Source organism: Moraxella tetraodonis (genome assembly GCF_022359095.1).
In the GTDB taxonomy this organism is placed as follows: Bacteria; Pseudomonadota; Gammaproteobacteria; order Pseudomonadales; family Moraxellaceae; genus Faucicola; species Faucicola tetraodonis.
In genome coordinates this window covers 55,824-70,718 of sequence record NZ_JACSYB010000001.1, presented here as the reverse complement: position 1 = coordinate 70,718, position 14,895 = coordinate 55,824, and the positions used below count along the sequence as shown (strand labels likewise).

18 protein-coding genes and 1 tRNA gene are annotated in these 14,895 nt (G+C 44.3%); 12 read left to right on the top strand and 7 right to left on the bottom strand.

Annotated features, from left to right (window positions below):
- The first annotated feature begins 6 nt into the window (after window positions 1–6).
- Both H9W84_RS00320 and H9W84_RS00315 read left to right on the top strand, forming a co-directional pair.
- Window positions 7–669 carry an Abi family protein gene (locus H9W84_RS00320; protein ID WP_239741181.1) on the top strand — a complete coding sequence of 221 codons (663 nt, stop codon included), beginning with the start codon at window positions 7–9 and terminating at the stop codon, window positions 667–669.
- A gap of 17 nt (window positions 670–686) precedes the next feature.
- A complete protein-coding gene (locus H9W84_RS00315; protein WP_239741180.1) occupies window positions 687–1,292 on the top strand; it encodes a class I SAM-dependent methyltransferase in 606 nt (201 codons plus the stop codon).
- Window positions 1,293–1,302: 10 nt separating this feature from the next.
- Here H9W84_RS00315 and H9W84_RS00310 read toward each other — a convergent pair whose 3' ends face one another.
- Window positions 1,303–1,866, bottom strand: a complete 564-nt coding sequence (locus tag H9W84_RS00310; RefSeq protein WP_239741178.1) for a DUF4442 domain-containing protein — start codon at window positions 1,864–1,866, stop codon at window positions 1,303–1,305.
- A gap of 106 nt (window positions 1,867–1,972) precedes the next feature.
- Between H9W84_RS00310 and H9W84_RS00305 the strand changes: the two genes are divergently transcribed.
- On the top strand, window positions 1,973–2,356 hold the full coding sequence (locus H9W84_RS00305) for an HNH endonuclease (RefSeq protein ID WP_239741176.1): 384 nt from the start codon (window positions 1,973–1,975) through the stop codon (window positions 2,354–2,356).
- Here the strand turns inward: H9W84_RS00305 and H9W84_RS00300 are convergent.
- The gene (locus H9W84_RS00300) at window positions 2,353–2,958 is read right to left on the bottom strand and encodes a putative antibiotic biosynthesis monooxygenase (protein WP_239741174.1); all 606 of its coding nucleotides are present in this window, start codon (window positions 2,956–2,958) and stop codon (window positions 2,353–2,355) included. The genes H9W84_RS00305 and H9W84_RS00300 overlap by 4 nt on opposite strands.
- A gap of 410 nt (window positions 2,959–3,368) precedes the next feature.
- On the opposite strand from H9W84_RS00300, the gene uvrC reads away from it, so the two are divergent.
- Both uvrC and H9W84_RS00290 read left to right on the top strand, forming a co-directional pair.
- Entirely contained in the window at window positions 3,369–5,246 is a 1,878-nt protein-coding gene (gene uvrC / locus H9W84_RS00295; protein ID WP_239741172.1) for an excinuclease ABC subunit UvrC, read from the top strand.
- Between the two features lie 67 nt (window positions 5,247–5,313).
- On the top strand, window positions 5,314–5,670 hold the full coding sequence (locus H9W84_RS00290) for a YkgJ family cysteine cluster protein (protein WP_239741171.1): 357 nt from the start codon (window positions 5,314–5,316) through the stop codon (window positions 5,668–5,670).
- Here H9W84_RS00290 and H9W84_RS00285 read toward each other — a convergent pair.
- Complete coding sequence (locus tag H9W84_RS00285; RefSeq protein ID WP_239741169.1) at window positions 5,667–6,626, bottom strand: hypothetical protein; 960 nt, start codon at window positions 6,624–6,626, stop codon at window positions 5,667–5,669. The two genes, H9W84_RS00290 and H9W84_RS00285, sit on opposite strands and share 4 nt — an antisense overlap.
- Window positions 6,627–6,754: 128 nt before the next feature.
- Window positions 6,755–8,062, bottom strand: coding sequence for a beta-ketoacyl-ACP synthase II (gene fabF / locus H9W84_RS00280; RefSeq protein WP_239741167.1), 1,308 nt, complete (start codon window positions 8,060–8,062; stop codon window positions 6,755–6,757).
- A 153-nt stretch (window positions 8,063–8,215) separates the two neighbouring features.
- Here fabF and H9W84_RS00275 point away from each other — a divergent pair, with 153 nt between their 5' ends.
- Window positions 8,216–8,971, top strand: a complete 756-nt coding sequence (locus H9W84_RS00275; RefSeq protein ID WP_239741165.1) for a DUF3800 domain-containing protein — start codon at window positions 8,216–8,218, stop codon at window positions 8,969–8,971.
- Window positions 8,972–9,141: 170 nt separating this feature from the next.
- Here the strand turns inward: H9W84_RS00275 and H9W84_RS00270 are convergent, their stop codons facing one another.
- Entirely contained in the window at window positions 9,142–10,371 is a 1,230-nt protein-coding gene (locus H9W84_RS00270) for an anhydro-N-acetylmuramic acid kinase (RefSeq protein WP_239743569.1), read from the bottom strand.
- 224 nt (window positions 10,372–10,595) lie between these two features.
- Between H9W84_RS00270 and tyrS the strand changes: the two genes are divergently transcribed.
- The 6 genes from tyrS to H9W84_RS00240 all read left to right on the top strand — a co-directional run bounded on the left by tyrS (window position 10,596) and on the right by H9W84_RS00240 (window position 14,085).
- Window positions 10,596–11,816: a tyrosine--tRNA ligase gene (tyrS, locus tag H9W84_RS00265; RefSeq protein WP_239741163.1), complete on the top strand. Its 1,221-nt coding sequence runs from the start codon at window positions 10,596–10,598 to the stop codon at window positions 11,814–11,816.
- 83 nt (window positions 11,817–11,899) lie between these two features.
- Window positions 11,900–12,172: a type II toxin-antitoxin system RelB/DinJ family antitoxin gene (locus tag H9W84_RS00260; RefSeq protein WP_239741162.1), complete on the top strand. Its 273-nt coding sequence runs from the start codon at window positions 11,900–11,902 to the stop codon at window positions 12,170–12,172.
- Entirely contained in the window at window positions 12,150–12,479 is a 330-nt protein-coding gene (locus tag H9W84_RS00255) for a type II toxin-antitoxin system YafQ family toxin (RefSeq protein WP_062333171.1), read from the top strand. The genes H9W84_RS00260 and H9W84_RS00255 overlap by 23 nt, the downstream gene beginning before the upstream one ends.
- Window positions 12,480–12,493: 14 nt before the next feature.
- The gene (locus H9W84_RS00250; protein WP_239741160.1) at window positions 12,494–13,447 is read left to right on the top strand and encodes a D-2-hydroxyacid dehydrogenase; all 954 of its coding nucleotides are present in this window, start codon (window positions 12,494–12,496) and stop codon (window positions 13,445–13,447) included.
- A 22-nt stretch (window positions 13,448–13,469) separates the two neighbouring features.
- Window positions 13,470–13,868, top strand: a complete 399-nt coding sequence (locus tag H9W84_RS00245) for an FKBP-type peptidyl-prolyl cis-trans isomerase (RefSeq protein WP_239741158.1) — start codon at window positions 13,470–13,472, stop codon at window positions 13,866–13,868.
- Entirely contained in the window at window positions 13,864–14,085 is a 222-nt protein-coding gene (locus H9W84_RS00240; protein ID WP_100285376.1) for a DUF1653 domain-containing protein, read from the top strand. Before H9W84_RS00245 ends, H9W84_RS00240 begins: the two co-directional genes overlap by 5 nt.
- A 104-nt stretch (window positions 14,086–14,189) precedes the next feature.
- On the opposite strand, the gene H9W84_RS00235 is transcribed toward H9W84_RS00240, so the two are convergent.
- Both H9W84_RS00235 and H9W84_RS00230 read right to left on the bottom strand, forming a co-directional pair.
- Window positions 14,190–14,265, bottom strand: a tRNA-Phe gene (locus H9W84_RS00235).
- A gap of 112 nt (window positions 14,266–14,377) precedes the next feature.
- Window positions 14,378–14,776 carry a hypothetical protein gene (locus H9W84_RS00230; RefSeq protein ID WP_007116574.1) on the bottom strand — a complete coding sequence of 133 codons (399 nt, stop codon included), beginning with the start codon at window positions 14,774–14,776 and terminating at the stop codon, window positions 14,378–14,380.
- Window positions 14,777–14,895 lie beyond the last annotated feature (119 nt).

Genomic DNA, 14,895 nt, shown 5'->3' with positions numbered 1-14,895 from the left:
TATTGAATGAATTCAACACAGCTTAATCAAATTTTCCAGACGCTTTCTTTTGAAAGAATGCAAACTTATGAAAATAAGACCAAAACAAGAGAGCAAGCCGTTGAATTGTACCTTTGGAATGCTCAAATTTCGGGGGCATTTTTGTTTCCATTACATATTTGTGAAGTCACGATTCGCAATGCCATTGCTGAAATACTCTATGCGCAATACGGTAGTAATTGGGTCAATAATCATGTGTTTATTAATAGTTTACCTAATCATCCAAAACCAAAATATAATCAAAGAACAGATTTAGATAAAGCAACGAAACAACATACCCTTAATTATATCCCAAAAATTATACCCGAATTAAACTTTGTATTTTGGCAAGCCATGCTTACACAGCGCCACGATACTAGGCTTTGGAATAGCCAATTCCAACTTATTTTTCCCCATGCTAATCTATCAAGATCTGTGCAAAAAAATCGTGAGCATTTGCATAATGATTTAGATATCGTTCGCCGATTACGCAATCGCATTGCCCATCATGAGCCGATTTTTGATGAAAAACTATTAAGCATTTATAACAAAATTATCAAAATTATTGGTTATCGTTGTCAAGAAACTGCCAACTGGGTTGCTAGTCATCAAACCGTTACCACACTTATTACTCAAAAGCCTAAAATATAACCTTTAAAGGAAACCCCATGCATCAAATCCCCGCCGACTTACTCAAAAAATCTGCCCACTGGCGCGAAGACATCCAGTTCTCCCAAGACGTACTCGGTAAGCCGTTTCACTTTACCAGCACTTGGGGAATTTTCTCGCCCGAAAAACTCGACGAGGGTAGCCTGATGCTGCTTGATTATATCGAGTTCAAAGACGATGACCACTCAATCGACCTAGGCTGTGGCTATGGCGTACTGGGTATGACGGCCGCCCGTGAATGCCCAAACGGACAGCATTTGCTCATCGACAAAGACTTTGTGGCGGTAGAATATGCCAAAATAAACTGCCAAAAAAATCATTTAAATAATGCCCAAGTTCAGCTATCCAATGGCTTTCGGGATGTTGAAAAAGACAAAAAATTTAGCCTAGTGATGAGTAACTTACCTGCCAAAGCCAGTAAAGAACAGCATTATCTGTATTTGCTCGATGCCTACAATGCGATGGAGAGTGGCGCACGGTTTTACGTGGTAACCATCAACGGCTTGCGAGACTTTATGAAACGCTCATTTACCGAAGTTTTTGGTAACTCAGATAAAATCAAGCAAGGTAAAACTTATACCATCACCATGGCGGTCAAAGACTAACGCCCTTCAGCTAAATTCTCACCGTTTGGGTTTTTGATTTACTGTAGGCTCGTAACCGGATGTATAGGGTCTTGGTGACAGTGGCGACCACCTCATTTTGGTCATCAACCACCTGTACCTCATAGTTGCGGAATACCGCTTTACCAGCCTTTGCTAAGGCTTTGATGGTATCGATTTCGGTGTCATCCAGGTGAAAATCGGCAAACACATCGCTTTTGCCCGCTTTAACAAAATCAATGCTCGCCGACTTATCCCATACCACGTACGCATTGCCCAACGCTTGCATCAACAAAATCATCAAAAATGGGTCAGTCATCGAATACAAACTGCCCCCAAACTGGGTGCCGACGATGTTTTGATTGAGTTTGTTTAAGGGTAAACGCACCCGAATATGATGGTTGGCGAAATCAAGGCTTTCAACACGGATACCCGCCCCAAAATATGGCGGATAAAGGTTAAAAAACTGCTTTAACAGCTTCGGGTTATGAAACGGATTAAGGTAGTCTTTGGCTTGAGATTGAAAGGTTTGGCTTAGCTTAGATAGCTTGGATAAATTGGGTAAATTGGATAACATGGCAGACTCGTTTTTAATATGAAAAAAGCATTGCAAAACACGCCATTGGCAAAGCAACAATGCTATTGTATGATGGATACAACTAATAGCAAAGCGTGACAAACTAATGGCAAAAGGTAAAGCAAAAAATAACGAAGATGCAGCATTCTGGGAGGCGATTTTGGCTGAAAAAGCGCCATCGCCACCGTGTGAATTGTGTGGACGTGATGAAGTTGAACTAACGCAACATCATCTGATTCCCAAATCCCGCCACGACAAAGCCCGTACCAAACGCGAATTTAGCCGTGAGGAAATGAAAAACGACATCGCCATGCTGTGTCCTGCTTGTCATGCGCAGGTGCATGAAGTGTTTAGCAACCAAGAATTATCCAGCTACTACCATACGGTTGAGCGGCTAAAAGAACATACCGAGATGCAAAAATTTATCAATTGGGTAAAAAAACGCCCTGCAGGACAAACTATTCGTGTCAAAAGTGGCGGTTCGGATTAAGACAATAACCACTTTTTAACCAACTTAGTATAGCGCGGCATCACCACATACACCATCATAAACACTACAAGTCCGGTGATAATCAGTTTGGCAAGTAACGGTGTAGGGTGAACATTTAAAGCGTTAACAACTTGTTCATACAGCCAAAAAATTACCGTGACCAGTGGAAAAATCGCTGACCAAGTCAGTAAAAACTGTTTCCAAAGTTTTGGCGTGGGTGGGGGCGAAACGTTGACCAAGTGTGGGTTTTGTGTCGGCAGTGGCTGAAATAAAAATTCTAACCCGCTTTGCACGTGATAGTTGTCATCATCTAGCAAATAAGGTTTGACCTCATCAATCAACTGGCGGCGTTCAGATGAAGTCAGCCATGTGTGCAAATGCTCAGCCGTATCAAATCGCAAAATCACGGTAAAGGTTTGGGTCTTGCCCGCTATCGGGGTGATGACATGGCGATCGATAAACCCTGCAAACGGCTTTGAAAGAGTATCAACCTTTTCGAGCCACATTTGATAATGCACATGGTGCTCAGGCTTGACCCGATGACTAATGATTGCCGTCGCGCCTTGGTGGACAGAATGTAATGCGTTCGCGGTCGACGACATAAATTTTGCCTTGATAAATTGAGTTAATTGTAAAATTGCGATTCAGAAATTCTAACTAGTTTATGTTTATAATTTCTCTGACAGTATATCTATTTCATCAAATATTGGCAGTAAATTTACAGTCATCATATAGCTACCATAGTCAATCAAGGTAAGTTTATTGATGTTATCTTTTTCAAACCATAAAGCTTTGCATTCATCACATAAAAAAGCTTGTTTCGACAATTTTTTTATCCAGACTTTAAGTATTTTACTTTGCTGACAGCGCGGACATAATATCCTTTAAATTTCTATGATTCATAAAGTGGATAAAGTTTAATGTTCAATGCAAAAGTTTAGTTACTTTAAAGATTGAAAAGTGATTGAATTAACTTAATATAGTATAAAAATCGTGAAATAGTAAACAAGCAATGCCCAAAAACAAAACGCCCAGTATCGACCCTGCAACCATTGAAATTGCTGCAGCGACTGCCGACCGCAAAGCGCGATTGGATCACTTGATTAAGCGCCTGCCTAACTTGCCAGGCGTGTACAAAATGCTGGGCAAAAATGGCGACATCATCTATGTGGGCAAAGCCAAATCGCTCAAAAGCCGCGTCAATAGCTACTTTGCCAAAACCATCGACCACCCCAAAACGCGGGCGCTGGTGCAACGTATCGACAACATCGAAACCATCATAACCCGCTCAGAGACCGAAGCGCTGCTGCTTGAGCAAAACCTCATCAAGCTGCATCGCCCGCCTTATAACGTGCTACTGCGTGATGATAAATCCTATCTATACGTGTTTATCTCAGCCGATAAACCTTATCCAAGACTTGCCTATGGGCGCGGCAAAGGGCAACACCAAAAAGGCAGATTTTTTGGACCTTTTCCTTCGGCGCATGCCGCCAAGCAAACCTTGTTAATGATGCAAAAAATGTTTATGGTGCGCCAATGTACGAATGCATTTTTTGCCCAGCGTCAACGCCCTTGCCTAGAGTACCAAATCAAACGCTGTAAAGCGCCGTGTGTCGGGCTGGTATCACCCGAAGATTATGCCGATGACGTCAATAACACCATTCGATTTTTAAAAGGTGAAGGCACGGATTTGCAAGTCAAATTGGTGGGTAAAATGGAGCAAGCGGCTGAAGACATGAACTTTGAGCAAGCCGCCTTGTATCGCGACCAACTCTCGATGCTACGCGAAGTACAAGCCAAGCAAGCGGTGTATACCGTCAAAGGTGAAGCCGATATCATCGCCATCGCCAGTCAAGCGGGTATTACCTGTGTGCATGTCATGAATGTGCGTAATGGGCAGGTTTTGGGTGGCAACAATTATTTTCCTGATGTGGATAGTGAAAATGACATAGCGGATAACTTGTCTGAGTTTGTCAGCTCGTTTTATTTTCAAGTCAGTGATGATTTGCCCGAAGAGCTGATTATAAGTCATGAGTTGTCCGACCAAACCGCGATGACAGAAGCCTTAACTGAAACCTTTGGCAAAAAGGTGACGATAAAAACCAAAGTTCGAGAGCAGCGGAGCGAATGGCTCACCCTTGCCCAAATGAATGCCAACAACGCCCTGCAAACCAAATTGGGCGATTATTTGGAAGTCAAATCTCGCTTTAACGCACTCAATGTAGTATTAAAAGAGGCGCTACAAGGCAAATCGCTCGACCGTATCGAATGTTTTGATATCTCGCACACCATGGGCGAAGCCACCATCGCCAGCTGTGTGGTCGCTGACCAAGGCGGACTGCGCAAACGCGACTATCGCCAATATGCCATTCATGGCATCACGGGTGGTGACGACTATGCCGCCATGAAGCAAGTATTAAACCGCCGCTATAGCAAACAGCCGCTGCCAGATTTATTGCTGATTGATGGCGGTAAAGGGCAGCTCAATATGGCAAAAGACGTACTGAGCGAGCTGGGGATTTTACCCCAAACCTTGCTCGTCGGGGTGGCAAAAGGCGAAGGTCGCAAGGCTGGGCTTGAGGTACTGCATTTTATTGACCGTGAGCCACTCGATTTGCCGGCTGATAGCAAAGCACTGCATTTGATTATGCATATCCGTGATGAAGCGCACCGCTTTGCGATTACCGCACACCGCAAAAAACGCGATAAACGCCGCTCAAGCTCAGTGCTAGAAGCCATCCCTGGGTTGGGGGAAAAACGCCGCCGGGAATTACTCAATCATTTTGGCGGCTTGCAGCAGCTGCTTGGCGCATCACAAGATGAAATTGGGCAAGTAAATGGTATTGGCAAGGTGATGGCCAATACCATTTATAAAGTGTTGCATGGCTGATATTAAATTTTTAGCCGTTTTGGATGAAACGGGTAATTAACAATGGTAATGACATGGCATTGTAACAATGACAGAAATTTTTTTTAAATCAAGCGCAAATGCAGATAGCGATATCTGCATGCACTGTGGTGCATGTTGCGCTAACTATCGGGTGTCTTTTTATTGGGCAGAAGGCGAGGCACTCGGTATCCCCGAGGAGATGACGGTCAAAGTCAATGATTTTTATACCTGTATGAAAGGTACCGAAACAAAGCCGGTCAGATGTATTGCATTAGCGGGCGAAGTCGGTAACTCGGTGGCCTGCCAAATCTATGATAAACGCTCAAGCACCTGCCAATCGGTGCAAGTAGGTGACGAACAATGTATCAAAGCCCGTCATCACTATGGGTTATCTAACGATATCTTTAGTCAAGTGCCTGTTTAATGGCTTTGTGATAAACGAACAGTCAGCTGTTTTTCCACTTCGGTTTTGAGCCATTGATTCAAATCCTCATTCATCAGCGTCATTGATTCGAGCAAATAGTTGTCGATATAGCCTTGTAGCTGTTTGACGATATCTTGTTTGATTTGTTCAATAGCGGGCGTGGTGGCGATAGATGGGTTGTCAGTATCGGCAAGTGGGTCAGTAACGCGCGTTTCATAGGTCACCACGGCCGCTGTTGGGTCATCAGCTAACGGCTCAGCAGTGTTATCAGCGGTATCAGTGTGATCAATGGCATAGACCATCTCACTGCGATGGCGCTCAATCGTGACATCGCTAGTTGCGGCATTCGTGGATTTAGCTTGTTCATCTAGCTGGTGATTTGCACCCTCGATTGAGCCAGTTGATAGTTGCGTCGCTGGTTGGGGAGGATTGCTTTGTTTTGCCAGATGCGCTTGTTTGGCAATGGCGCGTTCTTGCTCGAGTAGCGCAATGGCTGCGTCATCTTGTGCTTGGCGTTCGCGTTGTAGACGTTCTTTTTGCGCTTGGCGTGCTTTTTCGTTTTCTTGTGTTAACTGTGCTTGTTCAAGGCGCTGTTGTTCAAGTCGTTGTTGCTCAAGGCGCTCTTTTTCCAAGCGCTCGATTTCTAAGCGTTCAGTTTCTAACCGCTCTTGTTCCAGTCTGTGTTGTTCCAATCTTTCTTGTTCTAGGCGTTGTTCTTCAAGCTCGCGCTCACGTAGCTGCGCTTGTAATTTTTCTTGGTGGTCACGCTCGATAGCCAGTAATTCCTCGACTTTATCATGCAGATTAGGCACGCTAAACTGATACCCATCAAGGTCGGTATCGGGATAAAGCAAGGTAACGATATCATCGAGTTCTTGAATAATGGCGTGTTTGACAGGGGTAGGGGTGGCAAGCCAGCGCTTTGAAAATTGGTGGGAAAAGGCAAATCCTGACATGAATGGTGTCCAGCGTTAAGGATGAAATAGGATAGCTTCATTTAACGAAAAAACGGCTACAATTTCAATAGCCGTTTTCAAAATTCACACCGTTAAAAGATTAATGCTATCATCACAGTGATTGCTATTTATCGTGACTGCCATTTGGCAAACAGCAGCGAGCCGTTGGTACCACCAAACCCAAAACTATTAGAAATCGCATGGGTTAAGTGGTCAACTTTACGGGCAGTATGCGGTACATAGTCAAGCTTGCACTCAGGGTCTTGATGATCCAAATTGATGGTCGGTGGCAATATTTGTTGTTGCAGCGCCTTAACAGTGAAAATCGCTTCGATACCGCCTGCAGCGCCCAGTAGATGACCGGTCATCGATTTGGTAGAACTTGCTACCATGTTCTCACCAAAGATACCCGCAATCGCGCGGCTCTCTGCCACATCACCCGCTGGGGTACTGGTGCCATGGGTATTGATGTAGCCAACGTCACTGGGTGCAATGCCAGCATCACTCAAGGCGTGACGCATCGCCATAGCCGCACCTTCGCCATTTTCCGGTGGCGCAGTGATGTGACTAGCATCATCACTCATGCCAAAGCCGACAAACTCTGCCAGAATCGTCGCACCGCGTGCTTTGGCGTGGGCAAGGCTTTCCATTACTAGCACGCCTGCACCATCACCCAGCACAAAACCATCACGGTCTTTGTCAAATGGACGACTGGCTTTGGTCGGTGCATCGTTGCGCGTTGATAATGCTTGCATTGCTGAGAAGCCACCGATACCGAGCTGGCTTGAGGCTTTTTCACAGCCGCCCGCTACAATCACATCGGCATCGCCATACGCAATCAACCTTGCAGCCAAGCCAATCGCATGAGTCGCTGTGGTACAAGCGGTAGAAGTGGCAAGATTTAACCCTTTAATCCCATGACGAATCGCCACTTGCCCAGCTGCCATATTCACAATGGCTGAGGGCACAAAAAACGGCGAGATTTTACGCGGACCTTCGCTATTAAGTTTTACCGCTGTATCTTCAATGGTGGTGATACCGCCAATCCCTGAGCCGATAATCACTCCGATACGGTCGGGGTCAACCTGCTGTACAGGCGCGGCTTGCAACTCACTGATAAAGCCTGCTTGCTTCAAGGCTTGCGCTGCTGCGGCAACGCCATATTGCACAAAGGTGTCATACCGCCGCGCGTCTTTGGCATTCATGTACAAGCCGATATCAAACCCATCCACTGTGCCTGCGATTTGTGCGCGGTAGTCAGTGGCGTCAAAATGGCTAATCGCTTTGATACCGCTTTCGCCATTAATGAGCCGTTGCCAAGTGCTCTCTACATCCAGTCCTAGCGGGGTAATGGCTCCCATGCCTGTGATGACAATACGCTCATGGTCGGGGCGTTCGTCGTAGCGGGGCTTTTTTGGGCTAAATTTTGTGGTCATTTTATGCTCGAATTTTTGAATAATATTTTTTGAATAACATTTTATGAAAGTTTAGCAAAAATAGTGTACGAGTGTAAACACAATAACTTTAACGTCTTTAGGTTGATTGTATATAATATCTGATAAATTAAACAATGTTTTTAAGGGTTATAAATGCCACAATTTAGCGATTTTATGGTGTATGTGGACGAAAGTGGCGACCATAGCTTAACGTCTATTGATAAGAGTTATCCAATTTTCGCTCTCGCTTTCTGTGTGTTTTATAAATCGCATTACTTAAATAAAGTTGTACCCAAAGTCCAACGTTTAAAGTTTGATACTTTTGGACATGATTTCGTGGTTTTACATGAACATGAAATTCGAAAAGAAAAAGGCGATTTCAATATTTTTAAATCAGCTGAAGAAAAGCGTCAATTTTTAGAAAAGTTGAATCAAATCATGAGTGAAAGTAACTTTATTTTAATCGCTCATGTAATTGAAAAGCATAAAATTAAAGCTGAGCAAATCAAAGAATTACACGCTTATCACTATTCCCTAAAGCATTGTATCGAAACACTTTATGAATTGATGATTGAAAAATCTCAACAGGATAAAATCACGTTTGTGGCAGTAGAGAGTCGTGGTGCAAAAGAAGATAACGAATTAGAGTTGGAATTTTTGCGAATTTGCAATGGTGAAAATCGTTTTAAAATCCCTTTGCCTTTCAAGGTCAAATTCGTTTCAAAAATGACTAACTCTGTGGGTTTACAATTGGTGGATTTGGTAGCTCGCCCGATTGGTCGTTATGTGTATCAACCAGATCAAGCTAATCGTGCATTTGAAATTTTGAAAGCAAAATTTTATTGTAAAGGTGGGCGAAACCAAGTTGGCAGAGAATTTGACCAAGTGGGGTTAAAGCATTTTCCATAAGTAGAGAGATAGTAAACTAAAAACCCATACTCCTAAAAAGCGAAAAGTCCCGATGAATCCACCGAGACTATAACGCCGACTGGGCACCCCCAATCCATTTATAGCTAAAACTATAACATAATTATCGCTTTAAAACAATTGATTTAACTTTCAACTTAAAACCAATTGTTCTAGAAACACACCTGCCCAAGCACCACTTTTTTATTTGCCCCGGTCACGCTTGGCAAGTTACTCGGTACGTTCAAAATCGTCTGCTGAGCCAGCCACGCAAACGCTACGGCTTCGACCCACAACGGCGACAACCCAATTTTGTCGGTAGTTTGTATGGTCCAAGTGACTAAATTATCTTGTAAACGGCTCATTAAATAGGCATTTAACGCCCCACCACCACAGACAAACAACTCGCCTTGTGCCCCATCAGTGACGGACACAATGGCATCGCTGACGGATTTAGCAGTAAGCGCCACCAACGTCGCTTGCACATCGGCAGGTGAATACGCCAAATTGGGGAATTGCTGACTCAATTGTTCTAGCATAGCGTCAAGCCAAGCCAAATTAAACTCCTCTCGCCCGGTGCTTTTTGGGAATGGCTTGGCAAAAAATGGGTGGGTCAAAAGCAAATTTAATAACGGCTCAATCACTTGCCCCGATTTTCCCCAGTCCCCATTGTGATCATAGCTTTGCTCAGTATGACGTTGACACCAAGCATCAATGAGCAAATTTGCCACCCCTGTATCAAATCCAATCACATCATCGCTGCCATCAAGTACCGTGATATTGGCGATACCGCCTAAATTTAAAATCACTTTTGGCATAACTTTATCGGCATGATAAGGCGGTGTGGCAAACATGGCTTGGTGAAACGCAGGCACGAGTGGCGCGCCTTGCCCACCCACTGCCATATCACGGCGCCGAAAATCACTCACCACTGCAATGCCTGTGCGCTCAGCGAGTACATTCGGGTCAAGCAGTTGCAAGCTAAATGACCACTGTGGGCGATGACGCACGGTTTGCCCATGACAACCAATCGCGGTTACTTCATCAGGGGTGACCTGCGCTTTCTCGAGCAATTGATTGACCAAATTTGCGGCAAATTCAGCATAAAACACACTCGCCCAACCATATACATCAAGTTCGCTCTCGAACGCCAAATTATCATCAGCGATGAGTTGTGCCACCCCGTTTGGTTGGGTGAGCGCTAACAACACGGCGCGTAAATCATCGGGAAACGGCTCGCTTACCGTCGCCAAAATCTCGACAGGCTCATCATTGTCCTCATCAATCTCATAAAACTGGCACAGCACCGCATCGAGTCCATCAAGGCTGGTGCCACTCATCATGCCAATCACATACGGCGAGTCGGCAAGCGGGTTTTCTTTGGTTGTCATCATATCATCCATGATGTCGGTAAAATGGCTAAAAAATCCTTCATCAAAAGGCAGGTTGGCAGGTAGTCCAGTCGGCAACATTTGGCTCATAATTATTCTCGTTCGGGCTGTCAAAGTAGAGAGTGCCTTGATTATAGCATACTAAAAGCCTGCCTTATTTTATCTGCAAATTTGCTATAATGGCTAAACTTCACTTTTTTTTAGCCGTTTTAACCCGCGCTTTTTTCGAGGTAAGCATGACCGATTCTACTCATGGATTTTTAGCAGCAGAAGAACAACTCAAACTCATCCAACGTGGTACGCACGAAATTATTTCGCAAGACGATTTAATTAAAAAACTTAAAGAAAACCGCCCACTGCGAGTCAAAGCAGGGTTTGACCCGACCGCACCCGATTTGCACTTGGGTCATACGGTTTTAATCAATAAACTCAAGCATTTTCAGGATTTGGGACACCAAGTGTTGTTTTTGATTGGGGATTACACCGCTCGCATTGGCGACCCAACGGGTAAAAATACCACTCGTCCGCCGTTGTCTGAAGAAAAAATCTTGGAGAATGCCCAAACTTATAAAGAGCAAGTATTTAAAATCCTTGACCCCGCCAAAACCCAAGTGATGTTTAACTCCGATTGGTTTAGCAAAATGTCGGCAGGCGACATGATTGGTTTGGCAAGCCAGCAAACCGTGTCTCGTATGCTCGAGCGCGATGACTTCTCAAAACGCTATGCCTCACAAACGCCGATTTCGATTCACGAATTTTTGTATCCACTGGTGCAAGGTTATGACTCAGTCGCCATGCAAGCCGATGTTGAGCTAGGTGGTACTGACCAAACCTTTAACCTACTCATGGGTCGTACCCTGCAATCTCGCTACGGTCAAGTACCACAAGTCTGTATCACCGTGCCGATTTTGGAAGGTTTAGACGGCGTACAAAAAATGAGTAAATCGCTTGGCAATTATATCGGCATTTATGACAGCGCAGGCTCAATGTACCAAAAAATCTTGTCCATGCCAGACACTTTGATTGCGCGTTATTTTGAGCTACTTAGCTTCAAACCTATGGATGAAGTCGAAGCCTTGCTAAAGGACATCGAAAACGGGCGCAATCCGCAAGAAGTCAAACGTATTTTGGCACTAGAGCTGATTGAGCGTTTCCATGACAAAGAAGCCGCCGAAAACGCGCACAAATCAGCGGGCAATCGCTTGGTAGATGGTGAGTTGCCAGTGGATTTGCCAGAGGTGACGATTAGCCTTGATGGGCAAGCGCAGTTATTTATCACCCAAGTGTTAAACCAAGCCAATTTGGTAAAAAACTCAGCGCAAGCCAAAGACTTTTTGAAAAACCAATCGGTGAAAGTGGATGGGCAGGTCGTGGATGCAGGATTTGCCCTCACTGCAGGACAAACTGTGGTGATTCAAGCAGGTAAAAAAGCTTATGCCAAAGTGATGATTTCCTAAAGTCTATTGCTTAACCAATGGTTTTATTTTAAAATGTAGTGATAATATCACTACATTTTTGCTTTTTATAGAGGTCAGTAGCTATGACACAATCAACTATGTATCAATTTCGACTTGATGCCAATGAAAAGCGCCAAGCCTTTGAAGTGTTTGACGAACTAGGTATTAAGCCTGCGCAAGCGATTCGTCTATTTTTACGTCAAGTTACGGCAACAAAGTCTATTCCGTTTGACGTCGCAATTCCTAACGCCACCACGCAACGTGCGATGCAAGACGTTGACGCCATGATTGCAGACAAGCAAGCCCGATTTAGCAGTGACAAGGAATTGTTTGATGCCCTCGAAAAAGCCGATTAATTCAAAACGCACGAATTTACCAAGAGCCTCAGATTTTACCAAAGATTTTTTGAATGATTGGCAAAGGCTAGTGAAAACAGGACGTTATGACATGGTCAGGCTCAAAGAAGTCATGCTGTTATTAATTGCCAATAATGAGCCGTTAGGGGCAGAGTGGAAAGACCATGAACTAAAAGGAAATTGGGCAGGATTTCGAGAGTTACATGTGGGTGGCGATTTTTTATTAATCTACAAAATTCAAACCATCACAAAATTTGAAACAGTTTATTTTACTCGTGCAGGAACACATAGCGAACTATTTGAATAAAAAGGGATTTAAAAATGAAAGCCATCTTCCTCGACCGAGCCACCTTTTCCGCTGATTTAGAATTAACAACCCCACACGGACTGAGCGACTATCAAGTCTATGCGCAAACGCCCAATGACCCCAAAATCATCATTGAGCGTTGCCAAGACGCGGATATTGTCATCACCAATAAAGTTGAGCTTACCGCCGAAATTATCGCGCAGCTCCCAAAGCTCAAACTCATCCAACTGACCGCCACAGGGATGAACAACGTCGATAAAGACGCTTGTGACAAGCACGGCATTACTGTTAAAAACGTGGCAGGCTATGCGGTCAAAAGCGTCCCCGAGCATACCTTTATGCTGATACTCTCAGCCATGCGAGCGGCTCGCCACTATCATCATGAAGTGGTCAAGGGTGACTGGCAAAAAGATGGTCGCTTTTGTCTGCTCGATACACCACTCATTGACCTTGAAAGCAAAACGCTGGGCATTATTGGCTATGGCACGATTGGCAAACGGGTTGGGGAAATTGCCAAAGTCTTTGGTATGACGGTATTGATAGCCGAACACCAAAACAAACCGCCAAGAAATAGCGACTATAGTGCGTTTGATGATGTGCTTGCTCAGTCCGATGTCATTACCTTGCATTGTCCATTGACGGAGCAAACGCAGCATTTAGTGAATGCCGATAGCATTGCCAAGATGACAAAAAAACCATTGATTATCAATGTCGCGCGCGGTGGCGTGGTCGATAGTCAGGCGGTGGCTGATGCCGTTACACAAGGTAAATTATTAGGCTATGGGGCAGATGTGTTTGAACATGAACCGATTAAAGACAACGACCCATTACTCACACTTAAAGACCACCCAAGAGTGATTTTTACCCCCCATAATGCGTGGGGCAGCGTCAATGCCCAGATTAACCTATGGGATATACTGTGTCAGCAAGTACAAGAGTTTACCCAACTATCCCATAAGGGAAAATAATGAAAAATAACGGAAAATAAATATGACAAGTAAACTGCAATTCCAAGACCTAATTATCGGCACAGGTAAAACTGCCGAGCGTGGGGCGCTGATTACTGCCCATTATACAGGCTATTTGCCAGATGGCACGGTATTTGACTCATCGCATCATCGTGGGCAACCGTTTGAAGCCGTGATTGGCACAGGGCGGGTGATTAAAGGTTGGGACGTGGGCGTTTTGGGTGGCGAATATGCCCAAAAAATTGGCTACGACAGCCAAATTGAAGACCCTGCCAATCTCATAGCCATGCAAGTTGGTGGTAAGCGCAAACTCATCGTGCCAAGTCACTTGGCTTATGGTGAGCGCCAAATCGGGAAAATCCCGCCAAATTCAGACTTAACCTTTGAAATTGAATTATTGGATGTCAAAACTCGTGATTGAGATTAAATTGGGTATTTATCAGCATTACAAAGGCAATTTGTATCAAGTATTACATCTTGCCAAGCATAGCGAGACTGAAGAAGAACTGATTGTCTATCGTGCCCTTTATGGCGATTATGGGGTGTGGGTGCGACCGCTTGCGATGTTTGCCGAAACGGTGGAAGTCAATGGCGAAGCTGTGCCAAGATTTAAGCTGATAAAACCGCTAGACAGTTAAGTCTGGCGGTAGTTGATAGGGGGCAGTGATATAAAAATGACTGACAACAAAAAACCCCAAACTAATAAGCTTGGGGTTAATCGATTTATACCTAAGACAAATGATGGTGGCGTGGGGCAGGATCGAACTGCCGACACACGGATTTTCAATCCGTTGCTCTACCGACTGAGCTACCGCGCCATGTTTGTCAGCATCAGTATTTGAGCGGCTATTAAACTAAAAATCGCCAAAGGTGTCAAGCACTATTTCAAAATTTTTGCAAAAAGTTGCTAGTAACTGGCAAAATCTGAATTTATATCAACTCGTACATGGCTAAAATACGATGAATGGCACCGCAGCCAGGTACAAATTTGGTATTGCCTTTTTTGCGCTCAATGTCAGTGACTTGTTTGACGAATTTGGGGGCAAGACCGCGCCCGCGATTGGCGGGATGTAGTACAATGTACTGTAGCAAGCGGCTAGACTCGATGCCTTCATTGAAGCAGCCCATCGCGGCAATCGGTTTTTCATTAAACATCCCCAAATACAGGATATCACCCTTGGCAAAGGCCTTTTCAAAAAACGCCACAGCATCACGACCTGTCGCAAACTCAGGCGAGCTGTCGTACAATTTTTCCACCCGCAATTTGAGTTCAGGATCGTCAATGCTATTGTTTTCAAAGTTATTGATGGCAACAGATTCTAATGGCATAAAGCCCTCCTTGTTAATTAGCTCACGTTTTAATTAGCGCATGTTGATTTAGTATAAAATAGTCACTAGGATAACAACAAACTTGTATTTGTTATCCCGTATTTTTTGCTACAAATAAA

Coding starts and splice junctions, on each gene's coding strand:
- H9W84_RS00320 (WP_239741181.1), top strand. CDS start 7: ATGAATTCAACACAGCTTAATCAAATTTTCCAGACGCTTTCTTTTGAA.
- H9W84_RS00315 (WP_239741180.1), top strand. CDS start 687: ATGCATCAAATCCCCGCCGACTTACTCAAAAAATCTGCCCACTGGCGC.
- H9W84_RS00310 (WP_239741178.1), bottom strand. CDS start 1,866: ATGTTATCCAATTTACCCAATTTATCCAAGCTATCTAAGCTAAGCCAA.
- H9W84_RS00305 (WP_239741176.1), top strand. CDS start 1,973: ATGGCAAAAGGTAAAGCAAAAAATAACGAAGATGCAGCATTCTGGGAG.
- H9W84_RS00300 (WP_239741174.1), bottom strand. CDS start 2,958: ATGTCGTCGACCGCGAACGCATTACATTCTGTCCACCAAGGCGCGACG.
- uvrC (WP_239741172.1), top strand. CDS start 3,369: ATGCCCAAAAACAAAACGCCCAGTATCGACCCTGCAACCATTGAAATT.
- H9W84_RS00290 (WP_239741171.1), top strand. CDS start 5,314: ATGACAGAAATTTTTTTTAAATCAAGCGCAAATGCAGATAGCGATATC.
- H9W84_RS00285 (WP_239741169.1), bottom strand. CDS start 6,626: ATGTCAGGATTTGCCTTTTCCCACCAATTTTCAAAGCGCTGGCTTGCC.
- fabF (WP_239741167.1), bottom strand. CDS start 8,062: ATGACCACAAAATTTAGCCCAAAAAAGCCCCGCTACGACGAACGCCCC.
- H9W84_RS00275 (WP_239741165.1), top strand. CDS start 8,216: ATGCCACAATTTAGCGATTTTATGGTGTATGTGGACGAAAGTGGCGAC.
- H9W84_RS00270 (WP_239743569.1), bottom strand. CDS start 10,371: ATGGATGATATGATGACAACCAAAGAAAACCCGCTTGCCGACTCGCCG.
- tyrS (WP_239741163.1), top strand. CDS start 10,596: ATGACCGATTCTACTCATGGATTTTTAGCAGCAGAAGAACAACTCAAA.
- H9W84_RS00260 (WP_239741162.1), top strand. CDS start 11,900: ATGACACAATCAACTATGTATCAATTTCGACTTGATGCCAATGAAAAG.
- H9W84_RS00255 (WP_062333171.1), top strand. CDS start 12,150: ATGCCCTCGAAAAAGCCGATTAATTCAAAACGCACGAATTTACCAAGA.
- H9W84_RS00250 (WP_239741160.1), top strand. CDS start 12,494: ATGAAAGCCATCTTCCTCGACCGAGCCACCTTTTCCGCTGATTTAGAA.
- H9W84_RS00245 (WP_239741158.1), top strand. CDS start 13,470: ATGACAAGTAAACTGCAATTCCAAGACCTAATTATCGGCACAGGTAAA.
- H9W84_RS00230 (WP_007116574.1), bottom strand. CDS start 14,776: ATGCCATTAGAATCTGTTGCCATCAATAACTTTGAAAACAATAGCATT.